Source organism: Lentibacter algarum, from assembly GCF_018860975.1.
GTDB classification, from domain to species: Bacteria; Pseudomonadota; Alphaproteobacteria; order Rhodobacterales; family Rhodobacteraceae; genus Lentibacter; species Lentibacter algarum_A.
In genome coordinates this window covers 110,662-127,646 of the sequence record NZ_JAHKQI010000006.1, presented here as the reverse complement: position 1 = coordinate 127,646, position 16,985 = coordinate 110,662, and the positions used below count along the sequence as shown (strand labels likewise).

Genomic DNA, 16,985 nt, shown 5'->3' with positions numbered 1-16,985 from the left:
TGTTGGGAGGCCTGCTCCGCGAGAATGGAGCGGGCCCGTGTTTGAGGGTTGGGGATTAAGGGCCCGTGATTAAGGGTTGGGCACAGCCAGATACTCTGACGCCGGAATCCTAACGATGCCGAAAAGTCCAAGGGTGGCTCTATCCGTGTCTGACAATTGGTCAATGCCCTGTTCGACGGCATCAAACACCAGTTCGGGGTTATGATGTGTAGAGGTGATAAAGGGCAGAACCGGTGTTGTGGGTGCTGTGATTTTAAGTACGCGCAGATCATTTGCAAACGCGTCATAGCGTTTGATTAACCGCCAGGTCACCGCATCCAGTGCTGCAATGTCTGCCTTTCCCGATGCGACCATCTGGGCAGAAAGGGCATGGCCAAACGACTGAATACGTTTGGGGAACGTAACACCTGCTGCGGCGCCGTGGTTTAAAGGCGCGGCAAATCCGGACTGCGAATTCTCTTCGTTGAAGGCAAATGTCGCCGCCGCATAGTCTTGCAAGGTTGTCCGCGGATCATCCTTTCGCACCACAAACACGCTGTAATAATGGCCCTCAGGGCAACCCTTAAGGCGATAATCCGGGGTGCCGACCAAATTGACTTTGCCGTGCAACAACTTGCGGTAAGGCATGCCACAGGTCTGGGCAAGTACCATCGCGGGGTCGCTCCATACCGCCATCAGATCATCGCGCTGCGACAGCGCTTGGGGCGCGTCAATGCCATGTCTGTGCAGGCCGCGCCGAACGAGATCCCAGAACCGCCGATGGGCTGCGGCTAACTCGGGCCGGTCGTACATGGGAAGGCTTGCGATCATGAGGCGATCCTTGCGTTAGATGGCGGCCTGCTGCACGTCGCCTCAACCAAAAGCGCCATGACATCCTGATGTTCGGGGAACTCCGCATGAACCTGCTTCAGCGCCTCTTCCTGGTTGAAACCAAAGCACCATTTCAGGCCTTGGTCGAACAAGGGCTGGGCCAAAAGAGCGGTGGTGCTGGTGGGAAACGAATGCACCCCTAGGTCAAAGTCCAGCAAGGCTTCTGCCCTTGATCCGCTGATCGGCGCGCAGCTCACACGTCTTCCCACGGAAAGGTATCAAGCCTTTCATAGCCGGTTTCAGTGACCAAAACCTGGGTTTCAAGCTTGATGCTTTCTGATCCCGTCTCAGCAATCAGACTCTCGACACAGACGACCATACCGGGTTCAAGATGCCCAGTTGCTGCGGATGTCTCGTCAAAATCGACGTGCAGCGGCACAACGGGATACTCATCTGCCATGCCCACGCCGTGCAGCGCCAACGAATAGCGATAGTCCGTATGAGCGGCAGGGATGCGCCAGCTTTTGGCGTTATACTCTGCATAACTCATGCCAGGGATCACCAGCGCGAGATTATGTTCGATCTGATCGCGGGCCGTTGCATATAGCCGCCTTTGCGTGTCGTTCATCGGGGTGTAGCCACAGGTCCAACTGCGCGACAGATCGGCGCAATAGCCATAAGGGCCAATCATGTCCGTATCAAACGAGATCATTTCACCCGATTGGCAGATCCGGTCAGAACATTCCTTATACCAAGGGTTTGTATGCGGGCCGCAGGTCAGCAGTTTGGTCTCCAGCCAATCACCGCCAGAGCGCGCGTTCTCAAAATGCAGATGCGCCCAAAGTTCGCGTTCCGTCGTGCCGGGAATGGAATGGTCATAAATGCGGGCCATCCCCGCTTCGCACACGCGGATCGTCCAGCGCATCAGTTCAATTTCGGACGGGGACTTGATCGCTCGTGCCAGCTCTGTCAGCTCGGTGCCCTCGACGTAAGTCAGCCCTCGATCTTCAAGCGCAGCCACCCCCGGCGCGTCAAGTTTGTCGATGGCGATGCGGGAGTTGCTACCGCCATGTTCGCGGACAAGTGCAACCAGTTCATCGGCCCACGGTGCAATGCAGCTTTCTGCTTTGTCGCCCTTTGCCATGAACATCCAAGAAATCGCTGTGCGAACTTCGTCGATCCCGGGGAGACCGTCGTTCAGATGTTCACAGCCTTTGAATTCCCACATTATCGCGGGCCCGTCAGCTAATATCATAGCGTAGCGCATCGGATTATGCGTCGTCCAGATTTGCATGTTCGAGCTGTCAAACGCATAGCGAATGTTGATCGGGTCATAGAGCAATAAAGCGGCGACATCGTGTTTTGCCATCTGGTCGCGGAACCGCCCCAGCCGGTATTTGCGTGCGTCATCCAGAACCGTATCAGGCACAGGGCTGATCAAGGGTTTGTCGGCACCTTCACTATTTAGATAAGTCAGCTTGCGATCATCCTTAAAGGCGGCTTCGACAGTGTTCATTATGGTGGTTTCCTGTGCGCAGACTTCTAGGACTGGTGGTTTTGGACGGCAGTTGTGCGGCCGTAAAACCCGATCTGTTCCTCGGGCGAAAAGACCACATCGGGGCGGTCATAAAACGAATAAACGGCGATGATGCGGTCACGATCGCCTTGGATTTTGGTCACGCGGTGTGGCGTGTTGATCCCGCGAAAGACATTCAACGTTCCGGGTGTCGGTGTGATCGACTTCAGATCCGGATCTTGCCCCTGTAACAGCTTTGCCACCCCGTCATAATTAGGGTCATCCGCCGTTCGAAGGTCCGTGCGGTATTCGAAGTCACCCCCGGCATCCGGCGCTTGCAGCAGCAGCGTCGTGGTGAATTCGGATCGGTCAAAATGCCAGTTCAAAGTCTCGCCAGCGTGGTAGGCCATGACATTCACCTTTGCCATCGGATCGGCCATCGTGAACAATTTGTCCTTGCCCATCGTCAATGCAAGAAACGTCACCAGCGGTTGCCACTGATAGATTGTCGTGACCGCACTATCTGCTAGCTGATCCGCACAGAGCGTATGATTTATTGTCTGAAATTCGGTCAAGGCTGGGTGGTCTGCTGGAAGATCGCTGAGTTCTTTCTTGAAATAGATGTTATGCTTGCGACTATGCGTATAGCTGTTCTTGGCGATTTCGGGCTTCAGTTGGTCGGCGGCCAATTGTGCCTGCTCGGGCCGCAAAAAACCTACAAGATTAAACATGCCATCTGCCGCAAGGTCCGCCTGACATTGCGCCACAAGCGCCGCGTATTCTGGGCTCTCCGGTCGGTCGATGGGAAAGCGTTCGAGATCAATTAAGGTATGCATTTTGTGTCTCCTTGACCGCAAATTAGGCCCGATGTAACGGCTGTAGCAACTAACATAATTGTTAGGTATCATAAGAAAAACTGGTGCTAGAATGGCTGATCATCTTCCTCTAAACGCGTTGCGATCATTTGAATGTGCGGCCCGCTGTGGCGGATTTGTCCAAGCTGGCAAAGAGCTTGGCGTGAGCTCGGCAGCGGTGAGCCTGCAAGTGAAAAACCTTGAGACCTATTACGGCAAAGAATTATTCTTGCGGCTCGGCAACAAGATTTTCCTGACAGACGCTGGTGAGTCAATTTACCCTGACGTCGCGGGCGCATTGGAGCAGCTCTCACACACGAGCGAAAAGCTCCAACGCAGTCGGAAACGGGGGCAGTTCGTTATCAGTGTGTTGCCGGCGATGTCCGAGTTCTGGTTGCTTCCACGATTGGCCCAGATCAGCGAGGGGCTAGAGGTTTCGCTTGATATTCGTGTGGAACATGATCCGATTGACTTTGAACAATCCGGTGTAGACCTGCGACTGACTTACGATTCCAGGTACTACAAGGAATACTACCGGTTTGAGATCCTTGCGGATGTCGCGGTCCCGACATGCAGCCCCGAATTTTGGGAGAGCTACAAGAATCTTGGCAATACATTGAGCGATGTTCCGGCACGCTATTTTTTGCACAATCGTTGGGGGCCGGCATTTGCGTCTGAACCAAGTTGGGAAGACTGGTTTCAATCTACTGGGACGCCCGAGGGTTTTGCCGATACGGCTGGTTTTTCGTTCAGCGACACCTCACTTGTCATCTCTGCCGCGCGACGTGGGCTTGGGGTTGCGCTGGCCCCCAGAAGTTTTTTGAAAGAGGATGTCGAGGCGGGGCGCTTGGTTGTGCCTTCTGATATCGCACTGCCAATGACACACTCTTATGTTGCGATCTGCCCACATGCGAAGCGGCAAACGAAGCTTACCAAGAAGATATTTGCATCGCTTGAGCCGAAACCGGAAAAGCTTGATAACCTGTGAGCGTTAAGTTGGAGCGAAGCCGACTTTGATGCCCCGGCAGCGAACGGCAGCGAACGGCAGCTTGCGTCCCGCAAAGCGGGCTTCAGTGTTTTTTTATTTAGTCAGGCACGTCATCCACACCGCTGCCGCCCCACGGGTGACACCGGCCTATGCGGCGGAGTGTTAGGTAGGTGCCTTTGATGCCGCCGTGTTTGCGGTAGGCTTCGAGGGAATAGGCCGAGCATGTCGGATCATACCGGCATGAGTTGCCGACCCATGGGCTGAACACCAAGCGATAGAAACGCACAGGAAGGGAGAGGATGTAGGCTAACGGTGTCATTTCTCATGCACCTTTTTGAGCGCATAGATGAGATCGCCTTTGAGCTCTTCAAACGGGCGAGCGGCTGTCGCGCCAGCACGCCCGATCAGCACATAATCCCAGCCGGCGCGGCCATGCTCGGGCAGCACCATGCGGGCAACCTCACGCAAGCGGCGTTTGGCGCGGTTGCGCGCGACGGCGTTGCCGACTTTCTTGGAGCAGGTGAAACCAACGCGCAGCGCTTCAAAGCCGTCTTCACGCTTGAGCCCTTGCAGCATCAGCCCCTTGGTGCCTTTGTGACGTGCACGGGCCGCTGCCAAAAACTCGGCGCGTTTCTTCAATATCTCGGGTTTGAGTGTCATAGGCGCTGTCATGGCCTTAGAGAGCCGATAGAACAAGTGAAAACCGCCCAAGCAAAGCCAAGGCGGTTTTGAAACATCTCTCGCAATCCTACACCTCCGAAGAGGCGACTTAGCTTATGCGCTAAGTGACTTGCGGCCGTGTGCGCGGCGGTTGTTCAGGATCTTGCGGCCAGCTTTTGTGGCCATACGCGCGCGGAAACCGTGACGGCGCTTGCGAACGAGGTTACTTGGTTGGTAGGTGCGCTTCATAGCTCACTCTCCTGTTTGGTGAGGCAGGTATGCGCGACTCGCACAGATGCCTCGTGAATGCTTGAAGCCGTTCTATAGGCGCGCCTTAATGCGCTGTCAAACGTGAACCGAGCAATTTTTGCAACAAAGTGGCGGGGTGGTGCCGTGTTTTGCTGTGACAATTGTTACAGTTCAGCGGATAAGCCGCAATCCTATCACGAAAATGGCACTGGGTGATCAAGCGCCCGTGAGCGGGGTTGGGTTTTTGCCGGTGTCTGGGCATTTTGAACCTAATAGAATGCACCGCCGCAGTAAGATGCAGCAGCATGGAGTAGGATAATGACAAATATGACGAATGATTCCCCAGAAGCGAAGTCATCCTTTGCGCGGTTGCTTCCGCTGGTGCTGATCGGCCTGGCGGCTGTCATGGGTGCGATTTATCTTAAAGACTACCTTAGCTTTGACGCCTTGCGCGACAATCGCGAGGCTTTGATAGCCTTTCGCGACGCCAACTACCTGGCCACTGTGCTGGTGTTTATGGCGGCTTATGTCGTGATCGTGGCTTTCTCACTGCCAGGGGCGACCATTGCGACACTGACAGGCGGCTTTCTCTTCGCCACTTTCCCCGGAGCATTGTTTAACGTCACTGGCGCAACCATTGGTGCCACGCTGATCTTCCTCGCGGCGCGTTGGGGGCTGGGCGAGCGCCTTGGTGCCAAGCTTGAAGCTTCTGATGGCAAGATCAAGGCGATCAAAGACGGCATAAACGACAACCAGTGGTCGATGCTGTTTCTCATTCGCCTCGTGCCTGCGGTGCCGTTCTTCGTTGCAAACCTGTTGCCCGCCTTTGTTGGCGTGTCGTTGCAACGCTTTGTGGTCAGCACCTTTCTCGGGATCATCCCCGGCGCGGTTGTTTACACCTCTGTTGGTGCGGGGCTTGGCGAAGTCTTCGCCAGTGGTGAAACCCCCAACCTCGGCATCATCTTCGAGCCACATATTCTCCTGCCTATCCTCGGCCTCTGCGCGCTTGCTGCGCTGCCGATTGTCATAAAAGCCCTGCGCGGCGGAAAGAGTATCTAATGGAAACGATTACGACTGATCTTCTGGTTATCGGCGGCGGCTCTGGCGGCTTGTCAGTTGCCGCCGGGGCTTCGCAGATGGGCGCTGACGTGGTGCTGCTTGAAGGCCACAAAATGGGCGGTGACTGCCTCAACTATGGCTGCGTGCCGTCCAAGGCGTTGCTCAGCGAGGGCAAGAAGGCCCACGCCAAAGGCAAAGCAAGCAAAGCCGATTACAAAGCCGCCAAGGCACATGTGCACAAGGTTATCGGCACCATCGCACCACACGACTCGGTTGAGCGGTTTGAAAGCCTCGGCGTGCGGGTGATCGAAAGCTACGGCAGTTTCAAAGATGCAGAAACCGTTGTTGCTGGCGACTATGAGATCAAAGCCCGGCGGGTTGTGATCGCCACAGGCTCCTCGCCATTGGTGCCGCCGATCCCGGGGCTGGACACCGTGCCATACCAGACCAATGAAACCATATTTGAGCTGCAAGAGCGGCCAGATCATTTGCTGATCATCGGCGGCGGCCCGATCGGCATGGAAATGGCGCAAGCACATCGGCGCTTGGGCAGTGAAGTGACCGTGATTGAAGGCATGAAAGCACTGGGCAAAGACGACCCTGAAGCCGCCGCGGTGCTGCTTGAGGCTCTGCGTGGTGAAGGCATTGCCATTGAAGAAGATGCGCTTGCAGCCGAGATACGCGGCAAGGATGGCGCCATTGAGGTTGAGGCCAAGGATGGCCGTGTTTTCAAAGGCACGCACCTGCTTATGGCTGTTGGTCGCAAGGCAAATATCGACAAGCTCAGCCTTGAGGCTGCCGGCATTGAGACCACGCGCACAGGCATCAAAGTCGATGCATCGCTGAAAACGACCAATCGTAAAGTCTACGCGATTGGCGATGTCGCGGGTGGGCTACAGTTCACCCATGTCGCGGGGTATCACGCCGGTATCATCATCCGCTCGGCGCTGTTTGGATTGCCGGCAAAAGCCAAGCATAGCCACATCCCTTGGGCGACATATACCGCGCCTGAGCTGAGCCAGGTCGGGCTGACAGAAGCGCAAGCACGTGAAGAACACGGCGACAGGCTTGAGGTTGTCCGCTTTGACTACTCCGGCAATGACCGAGCGATAGCCGAAGGGCAAACCACGGGCTTTATCAAGGTGATGATCGTCAAAGGCAGGCCGGTTGGTGCCACAATCGTCGGGCACCAAGCGGGCGAGCTGATCAACACATGGGCGCTGGCGCTGGCCAACAACATGAAAATGGGCCAGATCGCGGCGATGGTTGCACCATATCCGACGATAGGTGAAATCAACAAACGCGTCGCAGGGGCCTATTTCTCTCCGCGCCTGTTTGAGAGTAAGATGGTCAAACGAGTGGTCGGCGCAGTGCAGCGCTGGCTTCCATAAAGGGCTATAGGCACGATGCACAACACACTTTCAGGGCGGTTTCTGATCCTGACCATCATTTTTGTGATGCTGGCCGAGATCATGATCTTTGTGCCCTCGGTCGCGCGTTTTAGGGAGGATTATCTGCTCAGCCGCCTTGAGCGCGGGCAAATCGCCTCGCTGGCGCTGCTGGCAGATGACTCGATCGAAGCCGACCTCGAGGAAGAGTTGCTGCTAAATGCCGAGGTGTTCAATGTCGTGCTCAGACGCGACGAGGCGCGGCAGCTTATCCTGTCTGCGCCAATGCCGCAGCCTATTCACAAGACGTTTGATCTGCGTGACGCGTCTGCGCTCGAACTGATCCGCGACGCGATGAGCCGCGTGTTTGACCGCGAGGAAAGGGTGATCCGCGTGATCGGAAACCCGGTGCGTGATGCCGGGCTTATGATCGAGGTCTCGCTCAATACCGGCCCTTTGCGTATGGCGATGATCGACTACGGGTTGCGTATTCTGCTCCTGTCAGCAGTGATTTCGGTGATCACGGCGATCATGCTGTTTGTCGCGGTGCGCAGACTTATGGTGCAGCCTATCAAACGGGTTGTGGGCGATATGCAGGCCTATGCCAACAACCCTGAAGATGCCCGCAATGTGATCAAGCCAAGTGCCAGCATTTCAGAGCTGCGCGAGGCCGAAGAGGCGCTTCTCAAGCTCGAAACCCAGCTGACCTCCTCGCTCAAACAGAAAGAGCGGCTAGCACAGCTCGGCTCGGCTGTTGCCAAGATCAGCCATGATCTGCGCAACATTCTGACGTCGGCGCAACTGTTTACCGACCGTATCGAGATGAGCGAAGACCCAGTGGTGACGCGCATGGCGCCTAAGCTTGTTGGCTCGATCACCCGCGCGGTGAAGCTCTGCGAAACCACGCTTACTTTTGGCAAAGCAGAAGAGCCGGCACCACGGCTGGCGAGCCTCGAACTAAGCGAAATCATCAATGATATTTTTGCTTCCGAAAGGCTTGCGAGCACAGACGCTGAGGTGGCGTTTGTAGAAGATATCTCACCGGGTTTTACGCTTATGGCCGACAACGAGCAGCTCTACCGCGTGATCGCGAACCTCGTGCGCAACGCCCGCCAAGCTATTGTTAGCAGCGGAAAAGCAGGCGAAGTGCGCGTGCAAGCCGCGCAAACAGAAGACTGCGTAGAGATCACAGTTTCTGACAATGGCCCCGGCCTGCCGCCCAAAGCGCGCGAACATTTGTTCGCTGCGTTTCAGGGCGGGGTAAGCAAAGGCGGTTCGGGGCTTGGCTTGGCGATTTCAGCCGAGCTGATCCGAGGCCACGGCGGCGAGCTGCTGCTGCAAAAGAGCGACGAAACCGGAACCGAGTTTGTGATTCGTTTGAACCGCTAAAGACAGGCAAACAACGCGTTAAGCGGCCCGCAATGCAGCAATTAGCGCGCTTTCGTGTTTTTTCAGACAAAGCCGCGAGGCTTGCATGGGCTTTGGCACCTGCTCGCCGAGAATGCTCAAGGCCTCTCTGCTGGCAGCACAGGAAAAACCCGCTGAAGATGCCTCTGACAGCAACAGGGATTCTGAAAGCGCTCCATGTGTAAAAACAACTTGGTGATCTTCAAACAGCAAGTGAAAATACGTCACCTCTCCGCCGCTGCGCTGTGTCACGTCGCGCCCGTTGACCAAGGCTTTGGCAGGCATCAAGACTTCGTTCTCACCGAACAGCAGTTGCACATCGCCCCCGCGCACCAACATACGGTGTTCAGGAGACACTTCTAGTGAGCTCTCATTGTCGATGGCGCCGGCTTCAAACCTGATCGGGGCAAACTTGCCTTCGGCATCAACGCGACGGTGGCCAACCCAGATCAAAGGCTGGGGCCCGGTTTCATAGGTGTTGATAAGATCGCCCTCACGTAGGGCTTCTATCGGCACCGGCCCGTCGGGGGTGTCGACAAGAGTTCCCTTGGTGAAGCAGGCGACATAATCTGTATAAGGCGTGTTCTGATTGTGTGACGTGCGCTCGGTGTCAAATGTATAGGTTTGCCCGGGCACAAGCATGGTGGTTGAGGCCATGCCGTCAATCGCACCTTGTTGATAGCCATCCCCGCCAAAATGAAACCCGGTGAGCATGTGTCCTGTGGTGGTGTTGATAATGTCATATGCAGCGCTCACGAATGTGCCGGCGGCATAACTCGTGCCGTCAACCGTAACAGCACTGGTCAGTGTCTGCTGCGTGCCGTCGATCTCGTCAAAGGCGGCATCATCATCAGAAATCTCGATAACCGTTGGTGTCGCTCCCGCAACCAGTGTGAGAGTGAAAGGGGCTGTTCCGTCAGCGTTTGAGCCGAGCTCATCCGGCGGCGTGCTGACAAAATCACTCGGGGAGTAGACATATAGAAATGGCATAGCGTTCTTTCACAATACTTTGGTAACTGGTTAAAAAAGGAAGGCTAGTTGGTCATCGCCCTCTGTTTGCCCTAGCTTTGTGACTGGGTATTGTCTGAATTAAGACAATTTTATGCGACTGCGCGAACGCCGGAGAAGGCCAAAGCAGGCTGTCTTCACAAAGAGGCCAAAGACGAGCCTTACGAAACCCCGCTCCATTTTACTTTTCTGGCAAATCTCGCTTGCATTGCCCGCCAACACCCCTTAGATGCCTGCGTGACGGACCGATAGCTCAGCTGGATAGAGTACCTGACTACGAATCAGGGGGTCGGGGGTTCGAATCCTCCTCGGTCCGCCATTTACCCCTAAATCTTCACGTTTTTCCAATGGCTTGTGTGCATTGCTTAACTGTTCGCGCACTGATTTCTTCACTGGTTCCGGTTGGGTGGTGGGTTCAGAGACTGGTGTTCGATAGAACGCGAAAGGCCGCGGTTAAATGCGGGCCTTCAGAAATTCGGTTCAGGGCTTTGGCCTCGTCGCATTCATCAGCGCAATCCTTCAAATCATTAAGCTCACCGTTGGCTGGTTTGTATTGTCCGGAGCTGTGAAAGGTGAAAAGCTGAGGCGAGGCTTGCAGTCGCTGTCCGGCCTATGGGATAGATGCCCCGATGATTGAAAAGCGTGGATCTTCCTGTTGCGCACCGGCGCGTGATGACAGCCTTAAACTGCCAAAGCCGCAGCACAAGGCAGATAGCAATACCATCGCGCCATTGTCTGAAGCCGATGATATCGTCAGCATCCCTGCTGCGCGTGCCTTTGTCGGAACCGACAAGCCTGTGCTGACAGTTGATGGCGAAGCCCCCCTGCGCCGCCAAGCTGTAAAGGCCTTCCGCATGGACGTGACAACTGTCACCAACGCGCGTTTTGCTCGTTTCGTTGAAGCCACCGGCTACATCACCGAGGCCGAGCACCTTGGCGATTCATTCGTTTTTGCCCACCAGCTGCCCGACGATGCGCCCCCAACCCGTGGGGTTGTTGAAACGCCGTGGTGGCGGGTGATCGAGGGCGCATATTGGCGTGAGCCCATAGGGCCGGACAGCAGCTATTTGCCAGATCACCCTGTCGTGCACATCACCTGGAGTGATGCCCGCGCCTTTGCCAAATGGGCCGGAGGGCGGCTACCAACCGAGGCCGAATGGGAACACGCAGCGCGCGGCGGGCAGGGCGATGTGCGCTTCCCTTGGGGCGACGACGAGCCTGACGATACAGCAAATTTCCCCTGCAACATCTGGCAGGGCCGCTTCCCGCAGCAAAACCTCGCCGCAGACGGATACGCGGCCACAGCACCGGCAAAGTCCTTCGCACCAAACGGCTATGGCCTTTACAACATGGTCGGCAATGTCTGGGAGTGGACAGCACAGCCCTTTCGCGTGCGCTCGCTGAAGAAAACCACCCAAGCGGCCCATGCACATAAAGGCGCCTACAAGCTCACCAAGGGCGGCTCGTTCCTGTGCCACGCCTCATACTGCTACCGATACCGCATCGCGGCGCGCAACGGCTCGGCACCTGACAGCTCGACCACACATCAAGGCTTCCGGCTGGTTTACCCTGCCTAAGCGAAATGGCAGGCCACGCGGTGCCCCTTGCCGTCATCAACCAATGCAGGCTCTTCGCCCAAGCACTTGTCCTGCGCGACAGGGCAGCGGCCAGCAAAACGGCAGCCTTTGGGCAGGTTCACAGGATCAGGTGGATCACCGGGAATGAGGATGCGCTTTTGCTCGGCCCGCTTGGTGCGATCGACCGTCGGAACCGCCGACAAAAGCGCCTGCGTGTAGGGGTGCTTGGGATTGCCGAACAGATCAAGCCGGCTCGCATGCTCAACGACCTTGCCCATATACATCACGGCAATAGCGTCGCTCATGTGCTGCACAACGCCGAGGTCGTGGCTGATGAACAAGAACGTCAGCCCCATGTCCTTTTGCAACTTGCGCAGCAGGTTCAAAATCTGCGCTTGCACGGCAACATCAAGCGCCGAAACAGGCTCGTCGCAGATGATCAACTCAGGCTGTGTCGCCAATGCACGCGCAATGCCGATGCGCTGGCGCTGGCCGCCGGAGAACTGATGCGCAAACAGTCGCATCTGTTCGGGGCGCAGACCGACAGCCTCAAACAGCCCCGCGACGATCTTTTCCTTTTCAGCCTTGGATTTGTCCGACAGGCTGTCAAGCGGCTCTTGTACAATGTCTTGCGCCCGTTTGCGCGGGTTGAGGCTGCTATAAGGGTCCTGAAAGATGAACTGCACCTTCTGGCGCACCTGCCTGAGCGCCTCGCCCTCCATTGGCAGAATGTCATCTCCGTCAAGCTCGACGCGGCCTTTGTAAGCATCTTGCAGCCGCGCAACGGCGAGCGCTGCCGTGGTCTTGCCCGAGCCGCTTTCGCCGACAATCGCCAGCGTCTCACCGCGCTTAACGGTGAAACTCACGTCATCAACCGCATAGAGATGCGCCTTCTTGCCAAACATGCCGCCGCGCTTGACTTCAAAGCGCACAGTCAGGTTTTCAACGTTCAGAAGATCAGTCACTTATAACTCCTCCGCATGCCAGCAATCGGCGATCTGGTTGTTGTCAAAGTGCTTTTCAACGGGCCGTTTGCTCATGCACTCTTCCGTGCGGTGCTGGCAGCGCGAGGCGAACAAGCACTCGTCGCGGCCAAAATCCTTGAGCGACGGCACAATGCCCGGCACCTCGACAAGGTCGTGGCGCTCTTCGGTCATGTCACTGACAATATGCGGCACACAGGAAATCAGCCCCTGCGTGTAAGGGTGCCGCGGGTGTTCGATAATCGCATCAACCGGCCCGTATTCGGCCTTGCGCCCCGCATACATCACAATCACATCACGGGCCATTTCGGCGACTGCGCCCATGTCATGTGTGATCAGGATAATCGCCGCGCCCGACTGCTTTTGCAGATCGGTCAGCAAGTCGAATATCTGCGCCTGCACGGTCACATCAAGCGCGGTTGTCGGCTCGTCAGCGATCAGCAATTTCGGCTCGCAAGCCAGCGCCATAGCGATCATCGCGCGTTGGCGTTGGCCGCCGGACATCTGGAAAGGATAGTCGCCCGCGCGGCCCTTGGGGTTTGGAATGCGCACGGCATCAAGCAGCTCAACAGCCTTGTTCCAAGCAGCCTTTCGCGGCAGGTTCTGGTGTGCCCGAATGGCCTCGGCGATTTGCTCTCCAACCGAGAACACAGGGTTGAGCGAGGTCATCGGCTCCTGGAATATCATCGAGATATCATTGCCCCTGATCTCGCGCAGGCGAGCAGGGGAGGCATGGGTGATGTCCTCACCATCAAAGATGATCTTACCAGCCGCGACCCGCCCGATTTTTTCGGGCAACAAGCCCATAAGTGCCAGCGCTGTCATCGACTTGCCGCAGCCGCTTTCGCCGACAAAGCTCAGGGTTTCGCCAGCGTTAAGACTTAGCGAGAGGTCGTCAATTACGGGTGCAACACCGTCGCGCGTCGTCAACTCGATGCGCAGGTTTTCAACTGTCAGAAGTGGGCTCATCAGCGTTGCCTCAGCTTTGGGTTTAGCGCGTCATTAAGCCCGTCACCAACCAGTGAAATCGCCAGTACCGTGACGAAAATTGCGATGCCGGGGATCGTTACAGTAAAGCTCGCATCCAAAATATACTGCCGGTTAGAGCCGATGATCTGCCCCCAGCTGACAACATTCGGGTCGGTCAGCCCAAGGAAGGACAAACCCGCTTCAAACAGGATCGCGGAGCCAACCATAAGTGCGCTCTGCACGATGATCGGCGGTAGCGCGTTGGGCAGGATCACCCCGAACATCAGCTTGCGCGACGAGGCACCGGAGGCGCGCGACGCCTTCACATACTCAAGCTCGCGAATGCGCAAGAACTCCGAGCGGGTGATGCGAGCAACAGCTGTCCAACTGACGATGCCGATGGCAAAAGTGATCATTGGCAGGCTGGCCCCGAAGAGCGCAACGAGCACCATCGAGAACAGCAGCGTCGGCAACACCTGAAAGAACTCGGTGACGCGCATAAGCACTTCCTCAACCCAGCCGCGATAGAAGCCTGCGAGCGCGCCGACAGTCACGCCGATGAAGATCGAGACAACAGCCGCCGACAGGCCGATCAGCAGCGAAACCCGCGCGCCGTTGATGACCATCGCCAGCAAATCACGGCCCAAATAGTCGGTTCCAAGCAAGAAGCCCTCTTGCCCCGGAGGGCTGAACGGCGCCCAGACCATGTCAAACGGGTCGGTCGGGTATAGCCACGGGCCAAAGATAGCCCCGAGCACAACAAGCCCCAGAAACACCAGCGCCACAACAGCCGCGTGGTTGCGCTTGAACATGCCCCAAGCTTCGGAAAAAGGCGACTGCGCCTGCACGACGGGTTCGTCAATCATGTCGCTCATCCGCGCCCCCTTAGCCTTGGGTCAACCGCCCGCAGCGCTACGTCTGTCAGCAAGTTGCCAACGATAACAACCAGTGCCGAGAAGAAAAGAATGCCAAGAATCGTCGGCGTATCCCGCGCGATGATCGACTGGAATGCCAGCGTGCCAAGACCGGGCCAGCTGAACACTGTTTCAACCAGCACCGCGCCGGAAATGACCGCGCTGAACTGTAGGCCCGCAAGCGTGATCACCGGCGACAGCGCGTTCTTCAAGGCGTGTTTGTAAACCACCTGACTTTGCGTCAGCCCCTTGGCCTTGGCGGTGCGCACATAATCAGAGCCCAGCACTTCCATCATCGTGGCGCGCGAAAGCCGCGAGTAGAGCGCCAGAAACACCGAGGCCAGCGTAATCATCGGCAGCATAAGATGCATAAAAATATCCTGCGCCTGCACAAAGAACCCGCCGTCTATCGTGACATCACGCATGCCAGCAACAGGGAAGAGCTGTATCTTGAGAGAGAAGCCAATGAGCAGCAGAATGCCTGTCCAGAACACCGGTGCCGAATAGCCAAACAGCGCGAGGAATGTCACGAAGTGGCTGGTGATACCATTGGGTTTGCGGGCCGACACAACACCGAGCAACACGCCAATGATCAAGGCCAGAAGCTGTGCCGTGAGCACCAGAAGCAACGTCGCAGGCAGACGCTCCATAATCAGCTGCGTGACCGGCATATTGTAGAAAAACGAATATCCGAGATCAAAGCTCAGCACTCCGCCGATATAGCGGCCAAGCTGCACCATGAAAGGCTGATCAAGGCCGTAATCGGCGCGGATCTGGTCAAGCAGTTCCTGGTCTGCACCGCCCATCGACTGGCTGATCGTGTCCGCAACATCGCCGGGTGCGAGGTGAATGAGCGAGAAATTGAGAACCAGAACCGCAATGAGCAGCAAGATAGCGTAAAATACGCGTTTTGAAGTGGTTAGCAGAAAGTTCACACGCATCGCCCCTTTGTAAGAAAGGCAGTGGCGCGTCGGGTGCGCCACTGCTGTTTTTATCGCTCAAATCAGTCTTTGAGGTAGGTCTTGTCGATCGGCGACAAAGTCGCCCAGATACCCATCGGAGGGTTGCCAACTTTGTCGCTGTAAACCGTGTGATAAGGCAGCGTGTTGGTGTGGTAGATCGGCAGCTCGTCGGCGATGATCTCCTGGAACTCCTTATAGAGCGCCGTGCGCTTGGCGGGGTCGCTTTCGGTCGCTGCCATCGTCATCAACTCGTCAACACGGGCGTTCGCATAGCCCTGCGTGTTTGACCAAACACCCTTGCCGATATTGGTGCTGTCATACGTGCGGTGAACGCCGATAACCGGATCACCCCAGTTAAAGACAGTGTCCCAGCTCAGGTCAAAGTCCATCTCGCCCATGCGCTTGGCCCATGTCGGGAAGTCAGCACTCGAACGCACTTCAACGTCGATGTTAACCTTCTTCAAAGCGGCTTTGACATACTCGACTTGCGGCTTAACATCGGGCCAGCCAAAGTCGATGGTCAGAGCAAAACGCGTGCCGTCCTTAACCGGAAAGCCAGCCTCGTCGAGCAGGGCGTTGGCCTTGTCGAGGTCAAGCTCGTAGTTCTCGACTTCGTCGTTGTAAAACGGGCTGTCAGGGTGAATGCCGGTTTTGCTTTCGGCGGCTGTGCCAAGCATCAGCGCGTTCAAAACAAAGTTCTTGTCAATCGCATAAGCAATCGCTTTGCGCACGCGCACGTCCTTGAGCGGGCCGCGTTGCGTGTTGATCGCCAGCCAGTCAAGCGGGCCAATGCCGCCGTAGCCTTCTGGTGTTACAGTCAGGCCGTCAACAGCTGAAAGCCGCTTCAGGATGCGCGGTTGTGACTCAAACGCCCCCATGTGCAACTCGCCGTTTTCATAGGCAATCGCGCGGGCGGCAGGGTCAGCCATGATGCGCATCACAATCTTATCAAGGTAGGGGCGGCCTTCGATGAAGAAGTCGTCAAACCGCTCAACAATAATGTGTTCGCCAGATTTGAACTCAACTAGCTTGAACGGGCCGGAGCCAACCGTGTCAGTGGTGTTGCGCGGGTGTGTCTTCACTTCTTCAATCGGCACATCACCATAAATATGCTCGGGCATGATTGACATCAGCGCGCCCGACATCGCCAGCAACAGGGCAGGGTGCGGCTTGCTCAGTTTGATGATCGCCGTGTGTTCGTCAGGTGTTTCAACGCTTTCAACAGGCGCGAACATCGACTTGAAAGGGTGATTGGCTTTGATCACATCAACAGAAAACGCGATGTCTTTTGAAGTGATCGGCTCGCCATCATGGAACTTGGCGTTCTTCACCAGGTTCAGCGTTACGCTCAGCCCGTCTTCCGCCACGTCCCAGCTTTCGGCAAGGTAGGGCTGTGGCGTCCAGTCATCGTCATAGCGCAGCGGCGATGCAAACAGTTGCGCCCCCGGAAAGCCCGTGGCGATGCCCGACTGCACAGCAGGGTTCAAGTTGCGCACATTGGTGCCGATCACGGTCACAAGCGTGCCGCCTTTCTTGGGCACGTCTTCCGCGATCGCTGTGCTCGCCAACAATGCGGCAACAGCAAATCCTTTGATCAGATGTTTCATATCTATGTCTCCCTGACAGATTCTCTATTGTTAT

At 56.5% G+C, this 16,985-nt stretch carries 18 protein-coding genes and 1 tRNA gene; 6 read left to right on the top strand and 13 right to left on the bottom strand.

The window, feature by feature from the left end; translation table 11 throughout:
* Positions 1–69: 69 nt before the first annotated feature.
* Genes KO498_RS08930 through KO498_RS08915 form a run of 4 tightly spaced genes read right to left on the bottom strand, consistent with a single transcriptional unit; the run spans position 70 to position 3,162 of the window.
* On the bottom strand, positions 70–810 hold the full coding sequence (locus tag KO498_RS08930) for a phosphate/phosphite/phosphonate ABC transporter substrate-binding protein (RefSeq protein ID WP_215959565.1): 741 nt from the start codon (positions 808–810) through the stop codon (positions 70–72).
* Positions 807–1,028, bottom strand: coding sequence for a hypothetical protein (locus KO498_RS08925; RefSeq protein WP_215959564.1), 222 nt, complete (start codon positions 1,026–1,028; stop codon positions 807–809). Before KO498_RS08925 ends, KO498_RS08930 begins: the two co-directional genes overlap by 4 nt.
* A 35-nt stretch (positions 1,029–1,063) precedes the next feature.
* Positions 1,064–2,326 (bottom strand): M24 family metallopeptidase, encoded by a 1,263-nt coding sequence (locus KO498_RS08920; RefSeq protein WP_215959563.1) that lies wholly within the window; start codon positions 2,324–2,326, stop codon positions 1,064–1,066.
* 26 nt (positions 2,327–2,352) lie between these two features.
* Positions 2,353–3,162 carry a HalD/BesD family halogenase gene (locus tag KO498_RS08915; RefSeq protein ID WP_215959562.1) on the bottom strand — a complete coding sequence of 270 codons (810 nt, stop codon included), beginning with the start codon at positions 3,160–3,162 and terminating at the stop codon, positions 2,353–2,355.
* 91 nt (positions 3,163–3,253) lie between these two features.
* On the opposite strand from KO498_RS08915, the gene KO498_RS08910 reads away from it, so the two are divergent.
* Positions 3,254–4,168 (top strand): LysR substrate-binding domain-containing protein, encoded by a 915-nt coding sequence (locus tag KO498_RS08910; RefSeq protein ID WP_215959561.1) that lies wholly within the window; start codon positions 3,254–3,256, stop codon positions 4,166–4,168.
* 97 nt (positions 4,169–4,265) lie between these two features.
* Here the strand turns inward: KO498_RS08910 and yidD are convergent, their stop codons facing one another.
* From yidD to rpmH, 3 genes are all read right to left on the bottom strand, one after another.
* Complete coding sequence (gene yidD, locus KO498_RS08905; RefSeq protein ID WP_215959560.1) at positions 4,266–4,487, bottom strand: membrane protein insertion efficiency factor YidD; 222 nt, start codon at positions 4,485–4,487, stop codon at positions 4,266–4,268.
* Entirely contained in the window at positions 4,484–4,840 is a 357-nt protein-coding gene (gene rnpA / locus KO498_RS08900; RefSeq protein WP_215959559.1) for a ribonuclease P protein component, read from the bottom strand. Before rnpA ends, yidD begins: the two co-directional genes overlap by 4 nt.
* A 102-nt stretch (positions 4,841–4,942) precedes the next feature.
* Positions 4,943–5,077: a 50S ribosomal protein L34 gene (rpmH, locus tag KO498_RS08895; protein ID WP_215959558.1), complete on the bottom strand. Its 135-nt coding sequence runs from the start codon at positions 5,075–5,077 to the stop codon at positions 4,943–4,945.
* A gap of 327 nt (positions 5,078–5,404) precedes the next feature.
* Here rpmH and KO498_RS08890 point away from each other — a divergent pair, with 327 nt between their 5' ends.
* Genes KO498_RS08890 through KO498_RS08880 form a run of 3 tightly spaced genes read left to right on the top strand, consistent with a single transcriptional unit; the run spans position 5,405 to position 8,913 of the window.
* Positions 5,405–6,136 carry a TVP38/TMEM64 family protein gene (locus KO498_RS08890; RefSeq protein WP_436835926.1) on the top strand — a complete coding sequence of 244 codons (732 nt, stop codon included), beginning with the start codon at positions 5,405–5,407 and terminating at the stop codon, positions 6,134–6,136.
* Complete coding sequence (locus tag KO498_RS08885) at positions 6,136–7,527, top strand: dihydrolipoyl dehydrogenase family protein (RefSeq protein ID WP_215959556.1); 1,392 nt, start codon at positions 6,136–6,138, stop codon at positions 7,525–7,527. The genes KO498_RS08890 and KO498_RS08885 overlap by 1 nt, the downstream gene beginning before the upstream one ends.
* A gap of 15 nt (positions 7,528–7,542) precedes the next feature.
* On the top strand, positions 7,543–8,913 hold the full coding sequence (locus tag KO498_RS08880; RefSeq protein ID WP_215959555.1) for a sensor histidine kinase: 1,371 nt from the start codon (positions 7,543–7,545) through the stop codon (positions 8,911–8,913).
* A gap of 18 nt (positions 8,914–8,931) precedes the next feature.
* Here the strand turns inward: KO498_RS08880 and KO498_RS08875 are convergent, their stop codons facing one another.
* On the bottom strand, positions 8,932–9,921 hold the full coding sequence (locus KO498_RS08875) for a Hint domain-containing protein (protein ID WP_215959554.1): 990 nt from the start codon (positions 9,919–9,921) through the stop codon (positions 8,932–8,934).
* 260 nt (positions 9,922–10,181) lie between these two features.
* Between KO498_RS08875 and KO498_RS08870 the strand changes: the two genes are divergently transcribed.
* Both KO498_RS08870 and KO498_RS08865 read left to right on the top strand, forming a co-directional pair.
* Positions 10,182–10,258 (top strand) — tRNA-Arg (locus tag KO498_RS08870).
* A gap of 310 nt (positions 10,259–10,568) precedes the next feature.
* A complete protein-coding gene (locus KO498_RS08865) occupies positions 10,569–11,516 on the top strand; it encodes a formylglycine-generating enzyme family protein (protein WP_215959553.1) in 948 nt (315 codons plus the stop codon).
* On the opposite strand, the gene KO498_RS08860 is transcribed toward KO498_RS08865, so the two are convergent.
* From KO498_RS08860 to KO498_RS08840, 5 genes are all read right to left on the bottom strand, one after another.
* On the bottom strand, positions 11,513–12,481 hold the full coding sequence (locus KO498_RS08860) for an ABC transporter ATP-binding protein (RefSeq protein WP_354667649.1): 969 nt from the start codon (positions 12,479–12,481) through the stop codon (positions 11,513–11,515). The two genes, KO498_RS08865 and KO498_RS08860, sit on opposite strands and share 4 nt — an antisense overlap.
* Positions 12,482–13,468, bottom strand: coding sequence for an ABC transporter ATP-binding protein (locus tag KO498_RS08855; protein ID WP_215959552.1), 987 nt, complete (start codon positions 13,466–13,468; stop codon positions 12,482–12,484).
* Complete coding sequence (locus KO498_RS08850) at positions 13,468–14,343, bottom strand: ABC transporter permease (protein WP_215959551.1); 876 nt, start codon at positions 14,341–14,343, stop codon at positions 13,468–13,470. Before KO498_RS08850 ends, KO498_RS08855 begins: the two co-directional genes overlap by 1 nt.
* Complete coding sequence (locus KO498_RS08845) at positions 14,340–15,323, bottom strand: ABC transporter permease (RefSeq protein WP_215959550.1); 984 nt, start codon at positions 15,321–15,323, stop codon at positions 14,340–14,342. The genes KO498_RS08850 and KO498_RS08845 overlap by 4 nt, the downstream gene beginning before the upstream one ends.
* A gap of 62 nt (positions 15,324–15,385) precedes the next feature.
* Positions 15,386–16,951 carry an ABC transporter substrate-binding protein gene (locus tag KO498_RS08840; protein ID WP_215959549.1) on the bottom strand — a complete coding sequence of 522 codons (1,566 nt, stop codon included), beginning with the start codon at positions 16,949–16,951 and terminating at the stop codon, positions 15,386–15,388.
* Between the last annotated feature and the right edge of the window lie 34 nt (positions 16,952–16,985).

Excerpts from the sequence above, each read along its gene's own strand:
- yidD (WP_215959560.1), bottom strand. The coding sequence starts at position 4,487 with ATGACACCGTTAGCCTACATCCTCTCCCTTCCTGTGCGTTTCTATCGC.
- KO498_RS08845 (WP_215959550.1), bottom strand. The coding sequence starts at position 15,323 with ATGCGTGTGAACTTTCTGCTAACCACTTCAAAACGCGTATTTTACGCT.
- KO498_RS08920 (WP_215959563.1), bottom strand. The coding sequence starts at position 2,326 with ATGAACACTGTCGAAGCCGCCTTTAAGGATGATCGCAAGCTGACTTAT.
- KO498_RS08855 (WP_215959552.1), bottom strand. The coding sequence starts at position 13,468 with ATGAGCCCACTTCTGACAGTTGAAAACCTGCGCATCGAGTTGACGACG.
- rpmH (WP_215959558.1), bottom strand. The coding sequence starts at position 5,077 with ATGAAGCGCACCTACCAACCAAGTAACCTCGTTCGCAAGCGCCGTCAC.
- KO498_RS08875 (WP_215959554.1), bottom strand. The coding sequence starts at position 9,921 with ATGCCATTTCTATATGTCTACTCCCCGAGTGATTTTGTCAGCACGCCG.
- KO498_RS08885 (WP_215959556.1), top strand. The coding sequence starts at position 6,136 with ATGGAAACGATTACGACTGATCTTCTGGTTATCGGCGGCGGCTCTGGC.
- KO498_RS08880 (WP_215959555.1), top strand. The coding sequence starts at position 7,543 with ATGCACAACACACTTTCAGGGCGGTTTCTGATCCTGACCATCATTTTT.
- KO498_RS08890 (WP_436835926.1), top strand. The coding sequence starts at position 5,405 with ATGACGAATGATTCCCCAGAAGCGAAGTCATCCTTTGCGCGGTTGCTT.
- KO498_RS08930 (WP_215959565.1), bottom strand. The coding sequence starts at position 810 with ATGATCGCAAGCCTTCCCATGTACGACCGGCCCGAGTTAGCCGCAGCC.
- KO498_RS08850 (WP_215959551.1), bottom strand. The coding sequence starts at position 14,343 with ATGAGCGACATGATTGACGAACCCGTCGTGCAGGCGCAGTCGCCTTTT.
- rnpA (WP_215959559.1), bottom strand. The coding sequence starts at position 4,840 with ATGACAGCGCCTATGACACTCAAACCCGAGATATTGAAGAAACGCGCC.
- KO498_RS08915 (WP_215959562.1), bottom strand. The coding sequence starts at position 3,162 with ATGCATACCTTAATTGATCTCGAACGCTTTCCCATCGACCGACCGGAG.
- KO498_RS08840 (WP_215959549.1), bottom strand. The coding sequence starts at position 16,951 with ATGAAACATCTGATCAAAGGATTTGCTGTTGCCGCATTGTTGGCGAGC.
- KO498_RS08865 (WP_215959553.1), top strand. The coding sequence starts at position 10,569 with ATGATTGAAAAGCGTGGATCTTCCTGTTGCGCACCGGCGCGTGATGAC.
- KO498_RS08910 (WP_215959561.1), top strand. The coding sequence starts at position 3,254 with ATGGCTGATCATCTTCCTCTAAACGCGTTGCGATCATTTGAATGTGCG.